General features: G+C 35.3%; 18 protein-coding genes, 1 tRNA gene and 1 other annotated feature (1 of these 20 running past the window's edge). Of the genes, 12 read left to right on the plus strand and 7 right to left on the minus strand.

Annotated elements, in window-relative coordinates; translation table 11 throughout:
• The first annotated feature begins 150 nt into the window (after positions 1–150).
• Together secA and DRZ96_RS10585 are read left to right on the plus strand one after the other, a co-directional pair.
• Complete coding sequence (gene secA / locus DRZ96_RS05525) at positions 151–2,889, plus strand: preprotein translocase subunit SecA (protein ID WP_112889888.1); 2,739 nt, start codon at positions 151–153, stop codon at positions 2,887–2,889.
• A gap of 309 nt (positions 2,890–3,198) precedes the next feature.
• Positions 3,199–3,369, plus strand: a complete 171-nt coding sequence (locus DRZ96_RS10585; RefSeq protein WP_172605467.1) for a hypothetical protein — start codon at positions 3,199–3,201, stop codon at positions 3,367–3,369.
• A 42-nt stretch (positions 3,370–3,411) separates the two neighbouring features.
• On the opposite strand, the gene DRZ96_RS05530 is transcribed toward DRZ96_RS10585, so the two are convergent.
• Positions 3,412–4,701 (minus strand): hypothetical protein, encoded by a 1,290-nt coding sequence (locus tag DRZ96_RS05530; RefSeq protein ID WP_112889889.1) that lies wholly within the window; start codon positions 4,699–4,701, stop codon positions 3,412–3,414.
• Between the two features lie 144 nt (positions 4,702–4,845).
• The gene (locus DRZ96_RS05535) at positions 4,846–5,493 is read right to left on the minus strand and encodes a PepSY domain-containing protein (RefSeq protein WP_112889890.1); all 648 of its coding nucleotides are present in this window, start codon (positions 5,491–5,493) and stop codon (positions 4,846–4,848) included.
• Positions 5,494–5,679: 186 nt separating this feature from the next.
• Between DRZ96_RS05535 and DRZ96_RS05540 the strand changes: the two genes are divergently transcribed.
• The 6 genes from DRZ96_RS05540 (at position 5,680) to murI (ending at position 8,766) form a co-directional block, all read left to right on the plus strand.
• A complete protein-coding gene (locus tag DRZ96_RS05540) occupies positions 5,680–6,357 on the plus strand; it encodes a GntR family transcriptional regulator (protein WP_236251343.1) in 678 nt (225 codons plus the stop codon).
• Positions 6,358–6,442: 85 nt separating this feature from the next.
• Positions 6,443–6,518, plus strand: a tRNA-Lys gene (locus DRZ96_RS05545).
• A 99-nt stretch (positions 6,519–6,617) separates the two neighbouring features.
• Positions 6,618–6,794 (plus strand): serine/threonine protein phosphatase, encoded by a 177-nt coding sequence (locus DRZ96_RS05550; protein WP_232012771.1) that lies wholly within the window; start codon positions 6,618–6,620, stop codon positions 6,792–6,794.
• Between the two features lie 144 nt (positions 6,795–6,938).
• Complete coding sequence (locus DRZ96_RS05555; protein ID WP_112889891.1) at positions 6,939–7,124, plus strand: type II toxin-antitoxin system HicA family toxin; 186 nt, start codon at positions 6,939–6,941, stop codon at positions 7,122–7,124.
• Positions 7,125–7,156: 32 nt separating this feature from the next.
• Complete coding sequence (locus tag DRZ96_RS05560; protein ID WP_112889892.1) at positions 7,157–7,597, plus strand: type II toxin-antitoxin system HicB family antitoxin; 441 nt, start codon at positions 7,157–7,159, stop codon at positions 7,595–7,597.
• A gap of 338 nt (positions 7,598–7,935) precedes the next feature.
• Positions 7,936–8,766, plus strand: a complete 831-nt coding sequence (gene murI / locus DRZ96_RS05565) for a glutamate racemase (protein ID WP_112889893.1) — start codon at positions 7,936–7,938, stop codon at positions 8,764–8,766.
• Between the two features lie 18 nt (positions 8,767–8,784).
• Here murI and DRZ96_RS05570 read toward each other — a convergent pair whose 3' ends face one another.
• The 5 genes from DRZ96_RS05570 to DRZ96_RS05590 form a co-directional block, all read right to left on the minus strand.
• Positions 8,785–9,567: a type III pantothenate kinase gene (locus DRZ96_RS05570; RefSeq protein ID WP_112889894.1), complete on the minus strand. Its 783-nt coding sequence runs from the start codon at positions 9,565–9,567 to the stop codon at positions 8,785–8,787.
• A gap of 1 nt (position 9,568) precedes the next feature.
• A complete protein-coding gene (locus DRZ96_RS05575; protein WP_112889895.1) occupies positions 9,569–10,318 on the minus strand; it encodes an ECF transporter S component in 750 nt (249 codons plus the stop codon).
• A 49-nt stretch (positions 10,319–10,367) separates the two neighbouring features.
• Entirely contained in the window at positions 10,368–11,330 is a 963-nt protein-coding gene (locus tag DRZ96_RS05580) for a P1 family peptidase (RefSeq protein WP_112889896.1), read from the minus strand.
• Positions 11,331–11,575: 245 nt separating this feature from the next.
• Positions 11,576–11,887 (minus strand): MTH1187 family thiamine-binding protein, encoded by a 312-nt coding sequence (locus DRZ96_RS05585; RefSeq protein WP_112889897.1) that lies wholly within the window; start codon positions 11,885–11,887, stop codon positions 11,576–11,578.
• Positions 11,888–11,896: 9 nt separating this feature from the next.
• The gene (locus DRZ96_RS05590; protein WP_112889898.1) at positions 11,897–12,544 is read right to left on the minus strand and encodes a trimeric intracellular cation channel family protein; all 648 of its coding nucleotides are present in this window, start codon (positions 12,542–12,544) and stop codon (positions 11,897–11,899) included.
• 103 nt (positions 12,545–12,647) lie between these two features.
• Here DRZ96_RS05590 and DRZ96_RS05595 point away from each other — a divergent pair, with 103 nt between their 5' ends.
• The 4 genes from DRZ96_RS05595 to DRZ96_RS05610 all read left to right on the plus strand — a co-directional run bounded on the left by DRZ96_RS05595 (position 12,648) and on the right by DRZ96_RS05610 (position 16,632).
• Positions 12,648–13,931, plus strand: coding sequence for an amidohydrolase (locus DRZ96_RS05595; RefSeq protein WP_112889899.1), 1,284 nt, complete (start codon positions 12,648–12,650; stop codon positions 13,929–13,931).
• An 11-nt stretch (positions 13,932–13,942) separates the two neighbouring features.
• On the plus strand, positions 13,943–14,809 hold the full coding sequence (locus tag DRZ96_RS05600) for a CPBP family intramembrane glutamic endopeptidase (RefSeq protein WP_112889900.1): 867 nt from the start codon (positions 13,943–13,945) through the stop codon (positions 14,807–14,809).
• Positions 14,791–15,783 (plus strand): tryptophan--tRNA ligase, encoded by a 993-nt coding sequence (trpS, locus tag DRZ96_RS05605; RefSeq protein ID WP_112889901.1) that lies wholly within the window; start codon positions 14,791–14,793, stop codon positions 15,781–15,783. The genes DRZ96_RS05600 and trpS overlap by 19 nt, the downstream gene beginning before the upstream one ends.
• Positions 15,784–15,846: 63 nt before the next feature.
• Positions 15,847–16,632, plus strand: a complete 786-nt coding sequence (locus tag DRZ96_RS05610; protein WP_112889902.1) for a hypothetical protein — start codon at positions 15,847–15,849, stop codon at positions 16,630–16,632.
• Positions 16,631–16,748, plus strand: a binding site (T-box leader); it runs 85 nt beyond the window's last position. (Overlaps the previous gene by 2 nt.)

The following is a 16,748-nucleotide window of genomic DNA, read 5'->3' on the forward strand; positions in this document are numbered from 1 at the left end:
GTAACTTATTTAAATTAAGTAATTAGCCTATTTATATTGACATTAAATATTAGTAACAATATAATTTATAGAGATGTGTTGAACGGGATTTTTATTGTAAAATATGCCATTTAATGATAGAATAATACGTCAGGTAAAAGGAGTGGTAAAATGGGTTTAATGGAAAAGATTTTTGGTACCTACAGCGATAGGGAACTTAAAAAAATCGAGCCCCTTGTAAATAAAGTTATGAGTCTCGAAGGTGAGATGGAAAAGCTTTCAGACAACGAGCTTAAAAATAAAACTGAAGAATTTAAAAATAGAATTAAGAATGGTGAAACAACTGATGACCTACTTCCAGAAGCTTTTGCTGTTGTAAGAGAAGCTGCTTGGAGAGTTCTTGGCATGAAGCACTTTAGGGTCCAAGTTATTGGTGGTATTGTTCTTCACCAAGGTAGAATTGCAGAAATGAGAACTGGTGAAGGTAAGACACTTGTTGCTACACTTCCAGCTTACTTAAATGCCCTTGAAGGCAAGGGAACTCACGTTGTTACTGTCAACGACTACTTGGCTAGCCGTGATAGGGACTGGATGGGTAAGGTTTATGAATTCCTAGGTCTTAGCGTTGGATGTATTATCCACGACATGGACCAAGAGGACAGGAAGGCTGCTTACAATTCTGATATCACTTATGGTACTAACAACGAATTTGGTTTCGACTACCTAAGAGATAACATGGTTATATATAAGGAAGAAATGGTTCAAAGAGGACTTCACTATTGTATCGTCGACGAAGTTGACTCAATTTTAATTGACGAAGCGAGAACACCTCTTATTATTTCTGGTCAAGGTGATGAATCTGTTGACTTATATGTTAGGGCAAGAGATTTTGTAAACACTCTTAGCCACAGAATCAAGTCTCAAGATGAAATTGATCTTGAAAGATTTAACAGGGAATTCGAAGAAGAAACTGTAGACTATGTAATAGATGAAAAAGATAAGACTGCAACTCTTACTGACAAGGGTATTGCTAAGGCCGAAAAATATTTTGGCATTGAAAACTTATCTGATGCAGAAAACATGGAATTATCTCACCACATCAACCAAGCCCTTAAGGCAGCAGGTACAATGCACAGAGATATTGACTATGTTGTAAAAGATGGCGAAGTAATAATTGTTGACGAATTCACTGGCCGTCTAATGTATGGTAGAAGATACTCCGAAGGTCTTCACCAAGCTATCGAAGCAAAAGAAGGTCTAGAAGTAAGAGCTGAATCAAAGACTCTTGCAACAATTACCTTCCAAAACTACTTTAGAATGTATGATAAGCTTGCTGGTATGACAGGTACTGCTATGACAGAAGAAGGCGAGTTTAGAGATATTTATAACATTGACGTTGTTGAAATCCCAACAAATAAACCTGTGCAAAGAGATGACGACAATGACCACATCTATATTAATGAAGATGCAAAATTCAAGGCAGTTACAAGAGAAATTGCTGAGGCAAATAAGAAAGGTCAACCAGTCCTAGTTGGTACTGTGTCAATTGACAAGTCTGAAGCTCTTTCTAAATATTTAAAACGTGCTGGCATTAAGCACAATGTCTTAAACGCCAAAAATCACGAACAAGAGTCTGAAATAGTTGCCCAAGCAGGTCGTTTCGGTCAAGTTACTATTGCCACAAACATGGCTGGTCGTGGTACCGACATTGTACTTGGTGGTAACCCAGAATATCTTGCAAAGAAGGAACTTAAGAAGCAAGGCATGGAAGATGAAATGCTAGAATATGCAGACTCATACTTCAAGACTGATGACCCAGAAATCATTAAGGCAAGAGAAGATTATCAAGCTCTTGTTAAAAAATTCAAGGTTGAAACAGACAAGGAAGCTGAAGAAGTTAAGAAGGTTGGCGGACTTAGAATTATTGGTACAGAAAGACACGAGTCAAGACGTATTGATAACCAATTGCGTGGTCGTTCAGGACGTCAAGGAGACCCAGGTTCTTCAAGATTCTACATCTCAGCAGATGACGATTTAATTAGACTATTTGCTGGAGACAGATTTAAAGACACAATGGTTAAGCTTGATCCAGAAGAAGACGAACCAATCGAACACAAAATCCTTACAAGACTAATAGAGTCAGCTCAAAGAAAAGTAGAAGGTAACAACTTTAGTATTCGTAAGAACGTCCTAAAATATGATGACGTTATGAACAAGCAAAGAGAAGTTATCTATGCAGAAAGAAGAAGAGTTCTTGAAGGTGAAAACCTAAGAGACGACATCATTGCAATGAGAAATGATGTAATAGATAAGACTATTGACTTCTACAACAAGCTAGATGATAACAACAAAAACTATCTTGACTTTGAATCAATAAGAAACTTTGGTGTGGCTACTTTTGATTTTGAAGAAGACTTCTTAAAGAAACTTGAAAATCCTACAGTGGATTCACTAAAGGCTTATATAAAAGAACTTGCTGATGCAAAATATCAAGAAAAAGAAGAAGACTTCGGCGAAGAAAAATTCAGAGAAATTGAAAGAGTTGCCCTTCTTCAAAATGTTGACCAAAAGTGGATGGACCACATCGATGCAATGGATCAACTAAGAAAGGGAATTGGACTTCGTGCAGTTGGTCAAACTGACCCAGTAAGAGCCTACGCAGAAGAAGGCTTCGATATGTTCGAAGCAATGAACGAATCAATTAAAGAAGACACAGTTAAAATGCTTTACCACGTAGTTAACCCTGAAAGAGTACAAAGGGTTAGGGTAGCAAAGGAAGTTGAAACTGTAAATCCAGATGACGGAAAGAAAAAACCTTACGTTAGAAAAAAAGAAAAAGTAGGAAGAAATGATCCATGTCCTTGCGGAAGTGGAAAAAAATATAAAAACTGTCACGGAAAATATGAATAAGATATAATAGAGAAACTCTGGTAGAGATGCCAGAGTTTTTTTGTGTATATTTTTTGCTTAGAATTTTTTGAAGACATAAATTTTTTATTGAGTGTTAGCTTGCTAAGCCTATAAGTCTTTACAAACTTAAAATTTTTATATGATACAATTAAGACAAAAATACTATTTGAAAAGGAGATATAAAATGAAGGGAAGAGCGACGAATACTTTAAGAAGGTTGGTCCAGATGCCCACCTAATTGTTGCTAGTTACCCAAGACTTTTTGATGTGTCGCCAGGTCTTGGACTGTAAGTAGACGGTGAACTTCCTTTGACAAAGTATGATATGAAAAAGATTATAGACGAAATTGATGGTCTATCCAAATATACTTGTATTGATGATGACCATGCAGAGACTATGACAGAAGAAGAGTTTTTTAGTCGCATTAATTCACTTAAAGAAATCGAAATATTTCCTGCTGAAGAAATCTATAATTTATAATTTGAGAGTAAAAAAAGAACCTGGGCAATAACCCAGGTTTTTTTATCTTATATTTTCTAAAAATCTCGCCACACAATAGGAGGCAGAAGGAACCATTGAATAATATTGGTCTTCATAGGCAAGGGCAAAGGATGAGATATAAATATTTTCTGCCTTCTTAAGTGGAATTGCAAGGATAGAATTTCCGTCTTTAATCATGGACTTATCTTTTTTTGCTAGATAAGCAGAAATTTCTTTTAGGCTAGAATTTTTGTCCTCATTATCTAAGAAGAATTCAAAATAAAGTTGAGGCTTGCCCTCCACATAATCGTAGTAAACATCAACTAGGTTTTTGCCGATTTTTTCTGGACTATGGAGACTCACTCCCAGCTCATCAACAAATTCCATTTCAACAGACCTATAAATATCTTCTATGTCGATAATTTTTTTGCCCTCTTCAGCGTGGGTGTACATGTATTTAACAGAAGCTTGGACTCCAAGGCCAAGCTTGTCCTTTTCAATGGAAACATTGGAACCTCTCTTGATGAAGATCAAGTAACCATCGCTAGTAACAACTGAGCAGTTAAAGCCCAAGAGATTGGATAAAGGAGATTCAGAAAGACTTGGAAAGAGGGGACCATAGAGTAAGTCATCTCTTATAGTCCTCTTGTTCTTGTGGACGTAATCAATCATCCTGTTTGATGCACAAAAGTCAAAGTAATTTGTCCTTGAAGTTTTTAATACGACCTTGTCCTCAAGCTCCGTAAGATCATCAAGCCTGATACACTTGTTGTTGTAAATATTTGAATTCTTATGAACATCCTTTAAAATATTTAAATTTTCTTTTAAGCTTTCTTCCATTTGAAAGATTTCTTCCCTATCTCTCAAACTTATTTCCTTGCCCTTGCAGTCAGCCAACTTTCTTATGGGGAAGACTTGATCTTCATTAAAATTAAAATCATCATCATCTTCATAAAACTTTCTTCTAACTTTTGAAGGAATTTTATCTAGCTTGGTGTTTTTAAATTCATAAAAGTAACCGTACTTTTTATCAAGGGGATACTTTTTTATCAGAGACTTGTAATCATCAGTAGTTTTTAAGGAGTCTTCTTTCTTCACAGAAACAAAATTTATAATTGTAACAATAAAAAAGTCAATCAAGAGGATAGCTATGGCAGCAGTAAAGACTGTTATATCTAAGTATTCATCGAGATCAAAGGTCTTGTAAATTTTTATGGCAAAGAAAAGAACTATTATGTTTAAGCTGAGCCTAATAAAAATATCTTGGCTTATGAGATTTGTCAGGTACTTCTTTAATCTTTTATAAAAAATAACAAATTTTCTTTCTAACATTTTTTATACTCCTAATAAAATTTTGCAAAAAACTGCCTTCTTAACAATAATTATATACAAAAATTATTTTAATAACAGGAAGAAATTATTTGAAAGAAATAAAAAATCATAAAAAAAAGAGGGCCAAGCCCTCTCTTAAAAATATTACATATCTTTTTCTATTAACTTACCTGTTTCATAGTCGTAAGTGTAAGTGATGTCTTTGTTTCCATTAACAACTTCAACACTTACTTCATATTTTCCGTTGTCAAATTCAACTTCGTATTCTCCAGCTTCATAGCCTTGACCTGCGTCCTTTAAAGCTTCTGCCATGTATTTGTCAACTGCTTCGATCATTTCTAATTGTAGGTCAGCTGTCTTAGCTGATGTGTTTTCTGCTTCAAACTCGTCCTTTACAATGTCGCCAGTCACTGCGTCAACTGTAACTTCATATTCGTTTTCAGCATCATAACCATTAACCTTGTAGTAAGCTTTTCCATTTTCAATATCAAGTTGGAAGGATTCAATCTTAGCATCTGCATGAAGTTTTTTGAATCCGTCAAAAGCAATACCAGGGTCTAGGTTAGCAACAGCTCCCTTATTTACAGCTGTTTCTTCTTTTGTTTGTGCATCAGCCTTATTGTCAGTTGCATTTTTGTTAGCATTTGTTTTATTTGCATTAGCACTTTCTTCAACCTTAGTGTTCTTAGCATTAGAATTTGCTAGATCCATTGCTTGGTTTTTTGGTCCACAAGCAGTAAGTGTTAGTGCAAGTCCTAGTCCAAGTGTTGTCATTAAAATTTTCTTATTCATTATAAATTTTCCTCCAATTTAAAGTTCTTTTAATTTTGCCTATACTTATGTTACCCGAAAATGAGAGTGATAAACATTTGTCAAATTATAAATATTCAAAAATTTAATATATGAAACTACTGAGTTTATGGTATAATGAAAAAAAGAAAAATCCCAGACTGAGGAAAATATTTTAGTAAATAGGAGGTGAGATTTTTGGACACGAAATCTAATAAGAAGTCTCTTAGCAATATGGTCTATAGAGATTTAAAAGATAAAATCTTAAAAAATAAATTACTGCCAGGAGACAAACTTATTGAGATGGAAATCGCTTCTAAACTCGATGTATCTAGAACACCAGTTAGAGAGGCCCTAAAAAAACTTGAAAAGGAAGGACTTGTTACAAGTTTTCCAAGAAAATCTTATATTGTTTCAAAAATTTCTGTCAAAGAAGCCAAAAATCTTTATATAGTTAGAAAGTCGCTGGAGCCTCTTTGTGTTGAACTCTTGGCAGAAAAGGGCTTAACAGAAAAGACAAAATATTTCGAAAAGGTCAACGAAGATCTTAGGCTTGCCATTGAAAATGATGAGGAAGAACTTGCCCAAAACTTAATCATTGAATGGAACATGGCTCTTGTTAAGTCATTAAATAATGAAATATTAATTGAAGTTATGACAATGGTCAACAAAAGGCTTTATAGGTTTGGTAATTTTATTTTTAGAAATAAAGAAAATTATCAAAGACACTATGAAAATTTGCAAAAAATTTATAATTTAATCGAAGAGAAAAAACCTGAGGAAGCTAGAGAAGCAAGTGAAAGAACCATTGAAGCTATCTATGAAATGTTTGAAGAGCAAGCAGACTATAGAATGTTTAGAAAATAAAATAAAAAAAACACTTGACAGGAGTGTTTTTTTTATTTATAATTATCTTTGTTGTACTGATGGTACAGACAAGTTAATAAGTTTTGCACCTTTAGCTCAGTTGGTAGAGCAACTGACTCTTAATCAGTGGGCCTACGGTTCGAGTCCGTAAAGGTGCACCATTTAAAAGCCTGTGAATGCAATGTTCGCAGGCTTTTTGCTTTATATTTTAAATTTGAAAAAAGAAAGTTCATAAAATCTAAAGGATAAAAGGAGTAAAGATGATAAGTGAAAGTATTATGGAAAAATTAGAAAATGAGTATATCGCTAGGTTTGGAGATTTATTCCCAAACATGGGAATATCAAGAGAATATGAAAAAGAGATAATATTAACTTGTTTAGATAAAGGCAAGGATGCTTACGAGTTAGGATATTTTGATTTAGAAAAATATTATTAAGAGCACACTGACGATAATGTTAGGGTGCTTTTTTTGTTACAAATAATTATATAAACATGACTGTAAGTAGTGTAGAATTTAAGCTTAAAATTGACACTACGTATGACTACGTGGTAAAATAAAACTGTCAGGAGGTAGGTATACATGCCGATGACACAAGATGAAATGGTCAAGATACTTAAAAAGAATGGTTTTGAAGTAGTAAAAGGTGGCAAGGGTAGTCATGTAAAAATGACAAAGCCTGGCCTAAAAAGACCAATCATTATTCCACATGGGGAACTTCAAAAGGGAACTGAGCGTGGAATACTAAAAGAGGCGGGGCTGAAATAGCCCTACTTCTTATAACAAGAGAGGTGGTAATTATGTTAGTTTCTTATCCAGCTATTTTTTATTATAGTCCAGAAGAGAAAGGTTATTATGTTTATATGCCAGATATTGAAGGAGCAGGCACTCAAGGTGATTCAATAGAAGAAGCTTTATTGATGGCTAGCGATTACTTGGGAATAATGGCGGGCTCTATAATTGAAGGCGGAGATACTTTGCCAAAACAATCAGCCATAAGTGATCTGTCTATTGAAGATAATTTTCCCTTTAAAGATGATCCTGAATTTGATGGGTTTTATGACTATTCAAAGTCCTTTATTTCTCTTGTCTATGTTGATTTAAAGGATTATTTGGGAAGCCAAGAGCTTGTTAAAAAGACCTTATCTATACCTAAGTGGAGTAATGACCTAGGTAATAAATTGAATTTAAATTTTTCTAAGCTATTAACTGAAGCTATTGTAAATATCGCCAAGAATTAAAATTTTGAAATTAAGATTAAACACTCTTTTTTTAAGAGTGTTTTTTAATGTGCGAAGCTTAAACATAGATTATGATATAATAGGAAAATTAAAAAAATAAAATAAAAATTACTTACAATGATCAATCTTCGGAAGAAACTTTTTGTGAACAATTTATTAAAATTTAAAACAAAATAAATTAATCTAAAATTGCGTTATACCTAACTTGATAGAGAATGGTATATTTTATATAATTAATCACATGGTCTAAAACGGAAAACTATAACAAGGGAAGAAATTTAGATTCTTCTTTTTGTTTTTCTTATTTTATAGTATTATATAAAAGAGTTGGTGATTGAATGGGAAATAATGTGATTGGCTTTTATGACAGCGGAGTAGGTGGACTTTCTGTTTTAAAAGTCGCTTTAAATAAAATAAAAAATAAAAACTTCGTCTTCTTTGGGGATACTCTTAGGATGCCCTACGGTGCCAGGACTGACGAAGAGATTAAAAATTATACAATGGAGGTTATGGGTTTTTTCAAAGATCTTGACGTGGACCTTTCTATAATTGCTTGTAATACTGCAACAAGCCACGGCCTCAAGGAGTCCAATGAAAAATACAAGTATCCGATTATTGGGGTTGTTGAACCAGGTAGTGAGAACACTCTTGAGAGGACTAAGACTAAGAAGGTTGCCCTTGTTGCAACAAAGTCTTGTGTGGAGAGTGGCGTTTATGACAAGGTCTTAAAGTCTATGGATCCATCTATTGAACTTAAATCAGTCTACTGTCCTGACCTAACTCTTGCCATTGAGAGAGGCGAGTTTGAAGAAGAATACATGGACGGGATTGTTAAGAAGTACTTAGACTACTTTGGTGACTACGACTTCGACACAATGATTCTCGGTTGTACTCACTATCCCCTAGTGGAAGATTCCTTTAAGAGGGTCTTAAAAAAACAAGGCAAAAAAGTTTTAATGGTTGACCCAGCCTACAAGACTGTCCTTGATGCCATGAACATTTTGAAAATAGAAAAGGACCATGAGGAAGTTCCCAATAGGTCCATTGACTTTTATATAACTGGTGACATTGATATGTTCCGTTCTACTATGGAAAAGATCGTAGACCTTTCAGGTTTTGAGGTAAACTTCCATAAAGTGGACATTAAAGATTTAGAAAAATATAGGTAAGAAAAAAGGCTTCATAAATCATGAAGCCTTATTTTTGTTTAGGTCGTAAATAATTTTAAGTCCGTAGATGCCTAGGTCGTCGTCTCTTATTAAGTCGTACTTACATAGCTTTAAGAGATGGCCATAGGGTCCAGTGATTAAAATATTTGTATTTTCTTTTGCAAGAGAATAAGATTCTACTATTTCATCAATTATCCCAAGGACAGCCTTCTTGTAGCCGTAGTAAAGGCCCCTTTGGATTGCTTTTTCAGTATTTTTACCAATTACATCATCAGGCCTTTTTAATTCAACATGAGGGAGCTTTGCACTACCTCTCACAAGTGAATCTTGAAGCAAGTTGATTCCTGGCAGGATTAGTCCTCCCAGGAATTCTTTTTTTGCATTGATATAGTCAATTGTTGTAATTGATGATGCAGAAACTATTATTATATTTTCTGTGTAGATTCTTGTGGCAGCAACTGCCTTTATGATCCTGTCTGAGCCTACTTCTCTTGGACTTTCACATTTTATGTTTAAACCAGTCTTGACTCCAGCAGAGATAAAAATTGGCTTCTTGCCAATGAGTTCTCTTGAGATTATTTCATAAGAAGAAGAGAGTTCTGGCACCACGTTTGAAATAATTATTTCATTGATGTCAGAGAGTTCTATATTTTTATCCATTAGTATGAGTTTAATCGTGAGTTTAATTTCAACCACAGACCTATTTTTGTCAGTTGTAATTGAAAACTTATCGATTAAGTCATCTTGACTGAAGACAGCGAAGTCCGTTGTCCTATTGTCTATATCAATTGCAAGTAACATATTAACCCCTTCTTGATTTCAAAGCTTTTATAACTGCTGTAGTAATTATAACAGATAGGATAGCTTCAGGTATTCCAGATGTAACTGACACACCAAGGATTGCTGATTTTGCATTTTCTAGTGGAATGTCTAGAGCCTCAACATATCTCTTGGCATAAATTAGATAAATTCCACCAAGTACTAAGACTGTGTTAGTCATTGATCCCACAAAGGCACCTATGGCAATAGGGAAGTCCTTCTCATTTGATTTGAAAGAGTAAACTAAAAATCCAAGGCAAAGGGCAAGTAGGATTACTACAAAAGTAATATTTAGTGTTGATCCACCAGTCTTAATATTCTTATAAAGTAAGTAAACTAAGAAAATTGAAATTAGTCCCCAAAGTCCCTTAGTTAAGTTTCTCAAGTTCTTGTCTTCCATCTTCTTCATTGCAGCATAAGAGTAATAGGAAGTTATCCCAATTAAAACTCTTGGCAAGACAGAAATTAGTGGATTGTAAAAGACAAAGGCAACGGGACTTGCATTTCTTAAAATTGCATTTAAGAGTGATGACACTCCAAAGATAAGTCCAACCATGGCTCCCACCACAGGTCCCTCTGCTATGGCTCCAATAATTACTGGTATGTGCATAGTAGTTGCATTGATAACTCCCAGTGGAATAAGTCCAAGGGGAGTTAGACTAAGAACAACTGTGATGGCACCAAGCATGGCAGCTATCACTAGCCTTCTGTTACGTTCAGTGTTTCGATTCATTTTACCTCCGATAGGGTTCGTGTAGATACCCTTCATTTTTCCATCAATTTTATTTGATAGTCCTATAGCTTACAAGCCCACCTGAATCCTCTGCTGAATAAATTGCATTGGCAATAGACCTAGAAATAGTCTTTGCAGCGAGAATTCCAACTAAATTTATATCTGCTTCAACTTGGCCGCTTGCAAGTGTAAATATTGTATCTCCATCGTTCATGGTGTGGACTGGGTTAATTGATCTTCCATATCCATCATGAGCCATTTGTGAGATCTTATTACAGTTTGCCTTAGTAAGCCTTGCGTTTGTTGCAACAAGAGAAATTGTAGTGTTGGCAGGGCTAAATTGATTATAATCTTTAAGCTGCTTTTCGTAAAGGGCACAAGTGTCTAAAAATTTTTTATTTTTCCTGTCATAAACTCCAGCAATTCTCTTACCTTCTTCATAATCAAAAATATCTCCCATGGCATTAAGGGCAACAATAGAAGAGACAACAAGGTCGCCAACCTTTACAGAGGACTGGCCTATGCCTGACTTCATGGCAAAGTCATTTCCCAAGATTTTTCCAACGCTGGCGCCACAACCTGCCCCAAAGTTTCCCTGAGTTTCATCCTTTTCCTTGGCAGACTTCGCAGCCTCATATCCCATTTTAAAATCGGGTCTGACCTTTGAGTCGCCCACTGCAAGGTCAAATAGGACTGCGCCAGGAACTATGGGAACTATTCCAACTCCCACGTCGAAGCCTGCGCCCTTTTCTTCCAAAAACTTCATGATGCCGCCGCCAACATCAAGACCATAGGCAGACCCGCCAGTTAAGAAAACTCCGTGGACCTTTTGGACCAAGTTCTCTGCTCTTAGAAGATCAGTTTCACGAGTGCCAGGTCCTGCTCCACGAACATCAACTCCTGCAGTAAAACCATCTTCGCACAAGATAACACTTGTCCCAGTAAGGGCAAGTTCATCTTCTGCGTGACCAAGTTTTATCCCTTTAACATCTGTCAAAAAACCTTCGTACATATTTCCTCCTTATTTATAAAAAGATTTTTAGCTTATAAAAACTTCCTAAGTTATCAAAAATTATAATCTTATAAAAACTTATAAAGTGACAAAAACTTGTGAAGTCATAAAAATTTATGAAGTTACAAAAAATTTATAAAGTGACAAAAAATTCCCAAGTCATAAAAATTTATGAAGTCACAAGTAAAATCTAATCACTAACAAAATATCAAAAAACCCCATCAAAGTCGATGAGGTTTAAAAAATTATTTATTTTTTCTCTTTTCATTTACAGACGTAACCTTGTCTTCAAAGGAATAGTCCTTGTCACGTCTGTCGTCAATTTTTACAACAGTGTAGACCCTGTCTGCACCTGCATCAAAAACTGACTCTTGCATTCTTCTTATTACATCGTATAAAACTTTTAAATCGTCATGGGCAATTGTCGTTCCCATTGGATTTAGTTCATATCTTAGTCCATCAACTTCTCCAATAGAGTCAAGGGCACCTGCAATGTACTTGCTCACAGATGTTGTCTTTGTTCCTATAGGTATAAGTGTTAATTCTGCTACTGCCATTTCTTCCTCCTAGTCACTAATCCTTGGCAGGTTCCAATTCTTTTTCACTGCCAAGAGTCTAAATATTAAAACTGTAAAAAAACAAATTATCATGGAAACCTGGTCGCCTAAAAAATTTCTCGTGAGAAGAAAAACTATAGAGCCCAAGATGCAGGCGCCGGCATAAATTTGTTCCTTGAAGATAAAGGGGATAGTGCCTGCCAAGACGTCACGAATCATTCCGCCGCCAACTCCTGTTATGGAACCAACAAAGATGAGCAAAAACTTCTTATCAAGACCTAGGGAAAGGGCAGTTGTCATTCCAGTGATAGTAAAAGACGCAAGACCAATTGTGTCGCTAAGGATCATGAACTCATTCATAAAGATTAGGACCTGTCTTGATGTGAAGTTTTTCCTAAAATAGAAAAACATAAAAACTAGAACTGAAAAGACAGTGGAGATGATTGCGTTAGTTGAATTTTGAAACATATTTGGTGGATTGATGCCAAGGACCAAGTCACGAACAAAGCCTCCCCCAAGGGCAGTGACAAGACCAAGAACTATGACGCCAAGTATGTCCATCTTTTTCTTGCAACCAAGTATGGCACCGGAAATTGCAAAGGCAATTGTCCCGATGATGTCAAAAAATACATTGAACTCTAAATAATTTCCAATCATAAAGTCATTATACCAAAGTTTAAATTTGTGGAAGTGGTAAATTGCAATAAATTAGAAAAAAAATTTTAAACTTTGTTATAATATTAATAGTATTGGAGGAATTATGAGCTTACTTATAAAGAATATTTCTTATTTGGATATAGAGAATGAAAAAATTGTCGATAAGGCAGATATTTTTATAGAAGAAAATAAAATAAAAAAAATTGGAAAAGATTTAAAGCTTGATGCAGATGAGGTCTTTGATGGAGAGAACAAACTCTTAACTCCAGGCTTTGTAAATGCCCACACCCACCTTGGCATGTCTTATTTTAGAAATTATGCCGACGACTTGGCACTTATGGACTGGCTTGAAAATGAAATTTGGCCCATAGAAGCAAAGCTAAACCCAGAAGACATCTATTGGTCTTCTAAGCTTTCTATTATTGAAAACATAAAGTCGGGTGTCACTTCCTTCTGTGATATGTATTACGAAATGGATAAGGTTGGGGATGCTGCTATTGAAGCTGGAATTCGTGGAGTCTTAACTCGTGGCATGACAGATGTTGACGGAGAAGGAGAAGCAAAGCTTAAAGAATTTGACGACCTTTACAAGAACTACCAGGAGAAAGCTAATGGGAGAATTAGGGTTGTCCCTGCACCACACGCAATTTATACTTGTTCAACAGAATTCTTAAAGGAAATTTCAAAAAGGGCAAGGGAAAGATATGACAAGATAATTCACATCCACCTTTCTGAAACTCTTACAGAAGTTGAAAATTCTAAAAAAGAATATGGAATGACACCAATTGAATATGTGAACTCCTTAGGCATGCTTGATAGCCAAATTATTGCAGCCCACTGCGTTCACATCACTGATGAAGAAATTGAACTTGTTAAGGATAAAAAATTCTTCCCAGTTTACAATCCCTCATCAAACTTAAAACTTGCCAGTGGTTTCACACCAGTTGATAAATTATTAAAAAACAATATCACCTTGGCACTGGGAACTGACGGCGACTCATCAAACAACAACCAAGACTTTGTAGAAGAAATGCACATAGGTGGCATTGTAAATAAGGCTGTTACCATGAATGAAAAGGCTGTGCCAGCTATAGAAATTTTAAAAATGGCAACAGTAAATGGAGCAAGGGCCCTTGGCTTTGAAAATCTTGGTTTGATTAAGGAAGACTACCTTGCAGACCTAACAATTTTTGATTTAGATTCAAATTCTTTCACACCGAGAAACAATTTGATCTCAGCCCTAGTTTATTCAGCAAATTCATCTGATGTGGAAGCAGTTATCTGCGACGGCAACTTTATCATGAAAGATAGGGAAATAGTAAAGCTAGATGAAGATGAAGTAAGACAAGTGGTTAATGAAAGATGGGAAGACATTAAGAGGAGATAAGACATAAGACTATGGAAAATAAAATAAAGAATTTTTTAAAAATTATCTTAAAGCTTTTTGTCTTGCTCTTTGCAATTGCCATCTTCACTAGTGGGGTTATGCTGGCCCTGTCCCTAATTTTTTACGGGCAAACTTATTTTAATGATGATTATAAAAATGCAAACCTAATAATGTTAATGGGGACTACAGGTCAACTACTGGCTGCCATAATATTTGTAAAATATGTTTTGAAAAAGAAGATGGACTTCATCTTCTTCAAGAGAGAAGGTCTTGCCAAGAACATTGGACTTGGACTCTTCCTTGGATTCTTACAAATTTCTATCTATGTTTTGCTAGACATGGGAAGGGGAGCCCTTGGATACCAGGGGATTAACTTAGGCAATTTAAATTTAATTTTCCTTGCCTACTTCATGGCCTTCTTTATCCAGTCAACATCTGAAGAAGTTTTGGTAAGGGGAATCCTAACAAGAGTTCTCTATAACAATTATGGAAGAAGGCTCGCAATCCTACTTCCATCAATTTTCTTTGGACTCTTGCACCTGGGCAATGAAGGAGTGACAATTTTATCTACCTTAAACACAATCTTGGTGGGAATATTTTTTGCAAAGTTGTTATTTTATTCAGAAAATATTATGTTGACTTCTGGAGTCCACGCCGGCTGGAACTTTTCCATGGCAATGATTTACGGACTAAATGTTAGTGGCTTTAGCGGCTTTGACAGCTTACTTAATTTTAAAATTTTAAATTACAACTTGTACGACAAAACTTATGGGCCAGAGGGAAGCATCCTCGTGACCTTTATTGAAATTATTAGTATTTTAATTATATTTTATTTGGAAAAAAGAAAGAGAGATAAAAAATGGAAGATAAAAAAATAGTTTACTCTGGGATCCAACCTTCTGGTTCCCTCACTATTGGAAATTATATTGGGGCCCTAAAGAACTTTATTGGCCTTCAAGATGAATACAACTGCCTATACTGTATCGTTGACATGCACGCAATCACTGTGGCACAAGAGCCAAAGGACCTTAGGAAGAACACACTTGATGTCCTTGCCCTTTACCTTGCAGCAGGACTTGACCCAAAGAAGTCAATTATTTACATCCAATCCCATGTGCCGGCTCACGCTGAACTTGGTTGGGTCCTAAATACAATGACAGGCCTTGGACAACTTCAAAGGATGACACAATTCAAGGACAAGTCAAGCAAGTACACTGATGTTCAAGCAGGACTTTTAAATTATCCAGTCCTAATGGCAGCTGACATCTTGCTTTACAACACATCTTACGTTCCTGTAGGCGAAGACCAAAAGCAACACATAGAAATTACAAGAGACTTGGCCCAAAGATTTAATTCAAGATATTCTGAAACTTTTACAATTCCAGAAATTTTGACACCAAAAGTTGGGGCAAGAATAATGTCACTTAAGGATCCTTCTTCAAAGATGTCTAAGTCTGATTCAAATAAGGATGGATTTATTTTAATTCTTGATTCAGAAGACGACACAAGAAAGAAAATCAAGAGAGCTGTCACAGATTCATCTGGCGAGTTTAGATATTCTGATGACCAACCAGGCTTAAAGAATCTTATTAACATTCACGCTTCCTTCTCTGGCATGAGCCCAGAAGAAATTGTCAAGAAATACGAAAACCTTGGCTACGGAGACTTCAAGGAAGACCTTGGAGAAGTTGTTGTTGAAGGTCTAAGACCACTTCGTGAAAGATTTAAAGAAATAAGGAGCGACAAGGCCTATCTTGAATCAGTTTACAAAGAAGGTGCAGAAAAGGCATCTTACCTTGCAAACAAAACCCTAAGAAAGGTTTATAAAAAAGTTGGATTTATCCCTAGATAATCAAGTATTTATTGATTTCAAAGATTTTTTGTGGTATCTTTTATATTAATTAGGGGGTGCCTTATGGCAAAGAAAATAATTCTTGTTCTTGCTGTGATTCTTCTTGGAGGATATTTTGCTTATCCAGGCATTCAAGGCAAGATGAACGAGGCAAGACTTAAGAGAGAAAATCCTAATGCAGAGATTATCGGTAAGGCAGATGGACCGACAGCTATTTTTACCACAAATAATAAAAATACTGATAAAGATAGAGATGGAGAAAAAAATAATAATCAAGAAGCAGACTATGCAGGTGCTATAGGAATAATTGGTGGGTCTGATGATTCCGGGGTCTTATATCCAAAGGTGGAGCCAGATTCTGAATTTACCTTCCAAGCTTCTGATATTTTAAGTGCCAAGAATTTTATTTTTGAATCTTCATCAGTAAAAAGTGACCTTGAGAAAGATTATGACAATGCAGCAAGAGCTTTTGGCTTTGGAAGTGAAGCTAAAGAGCCAGAAAAGGATGACAAGATAGAAGATGTGACAATTATTGGAGCAGTCATAAACTCAAAGGGGTTTAGTGGTGACAAGTTGGTATTAGATATTAACACCTATTCCAATGTTAAAAATTTAATGAAATCTACTTACATCTTAGGATTTGAAGATGAAAATGGAAATGAAATAAAAGAACTAAAGGTAAGAGTAAATTCTTCAGAGCCAGAAGATCATCAAAATGTAAGAGAAGAAATTGGTGGGATTGATAAGTACGATAAGGTAATCATATATTTAAAGCAAGTAGAAGTTGTAGAAAACAATGATTATACAAGTTACCTCACTCCTATACAAAATTTGACAATAGAAAAATAAATTAGCAATAAAAAAGAGGATTGTAAAAATTTATAGATAGAGAGGGACTGGTTGCTGAGAAGTCCTTATAAACTTTACAATTGTAGCTTTTTTTGCTTCTTTGGTGAAATTAGTAG

The sequence above is a fragment of the Peptoniphilus harei genome (assembly GCF_900454685.1).
GTDB lineage: Bacteria > Bacillota > Clostridia > Tissierellales > Peptoniphilaceae > Peptoniphilus_A > Peptoniphilus_A harei.

Bases quoted from the DNA above. Each gene is read 5' to 3' on its own strand.
- DRZ96_RS05595 (WP_112889899.1), top strand. From the start codon at position 12,648: ATGAGCTTACTTATAAAGAATATTTCTTATTTGGATATAGAGAATGAA.
- DRZ96_RS05580 (WP_112889896.1), bottom strand. From the start codon at position 11,330: ATGTACGAAGGTTTTTTGACAGATGTTAAAGGGATAAAACTTGGTCAC.
- DRZ96_RS05590 (WP_112889898.1), bottom strand. From the start codon at position 12,544: ATGATTGGAAATTATTTAGAGTTCAATGTATTTTTTGACATCATCGGG.
- DRZ96_RS05530 (WP_112889889.1), bottom strand. From the start codon at position 4,701: ATGTTAGAAAGAAAATTTGTTATTTTTTATAAAAGATTAAAGAAGTAC.
- DRZ96_RS05600 (WP_112889900.1), top strand. From the start codon at position 13,943: ATGGAAAATAAAATAAAGAATTTTTTAAAAATTATCTTAAAGCTTTTT.
- DRZ96_RS05585 (WP_112889897.1), bottom strand. From the start codon at position 11,887: ATGGCAGTAGCAGAATTAACACTTATACCTATAGGAACAAAGACAACA.
- secA (WP_112889888.1), top strand. From the start codon at position 151: ATGGGTTTAATGGAAAAGATTTTTGGTACCTACAGCGATAGGGAACTT.
- DRZ96_RS05610 (WP_112889902.1), top strand. From the start codon at position 15,847: ATGGCAAAGAAAATAATTCTTGTTCTTGCTGTGATTCTTCTTGGAGGA.
- DRZ96_RS05555 (WP_112889891.1), top strand. From the start codon at position 6,939: ATGCCGATGACACAAGATGAAATGGTCAAGATACTTAAAAAGAATGGT.
- trpS (WP_112889901.1), top strand. From the start codon at position 14,791: ATGGAAGATAAAAAAATAGTTTACTCTGGGATCCAACCTTCTGGTTCC.
- murI (WP_112889893.1), top strand. From the start codon at position 7,936: ATGGGAAATAATGTGATTGGCTTTTATGACAGCGGAGTAGGTGGACTT.
- DRZ96_RS05560 (WP_112889892.1), top strand. From the start codon at position 7,157: ATGTTAGTTTCTTATCCAGCTATTTTTTATTATAGTCCAGAAGAGAAA.
- DRZ96_RS05570 (WP_112889894.1), bottom strand. From the start codon at position 9,567: ATGTTACTTGCAATTGATATAGACAATAGGACAACGGACTTCGCTGTC.
- DRZ96_RS05550 (WP_232012771.1), top strand. From the start codon at position 6,618: ATGATAAGTGAAAGTATTATGGAAAAATTAGAAAATGAGTATATCGCT.
- DRZ96_RS05535 (WP_112889890.1), bottom strand. From the start codon at position 5,493: ATGAATAAGAAAATTTTAATGACAACACTTGGACTAGGACTTGCACTA.
- DRZ96_RS05575 (WP_112889895.1), bottom strand. From the start codon at position 10,318: ATGAATCGAAACACTGAACGTAACAGAAGGCTAGTGATAGCTGCCATG.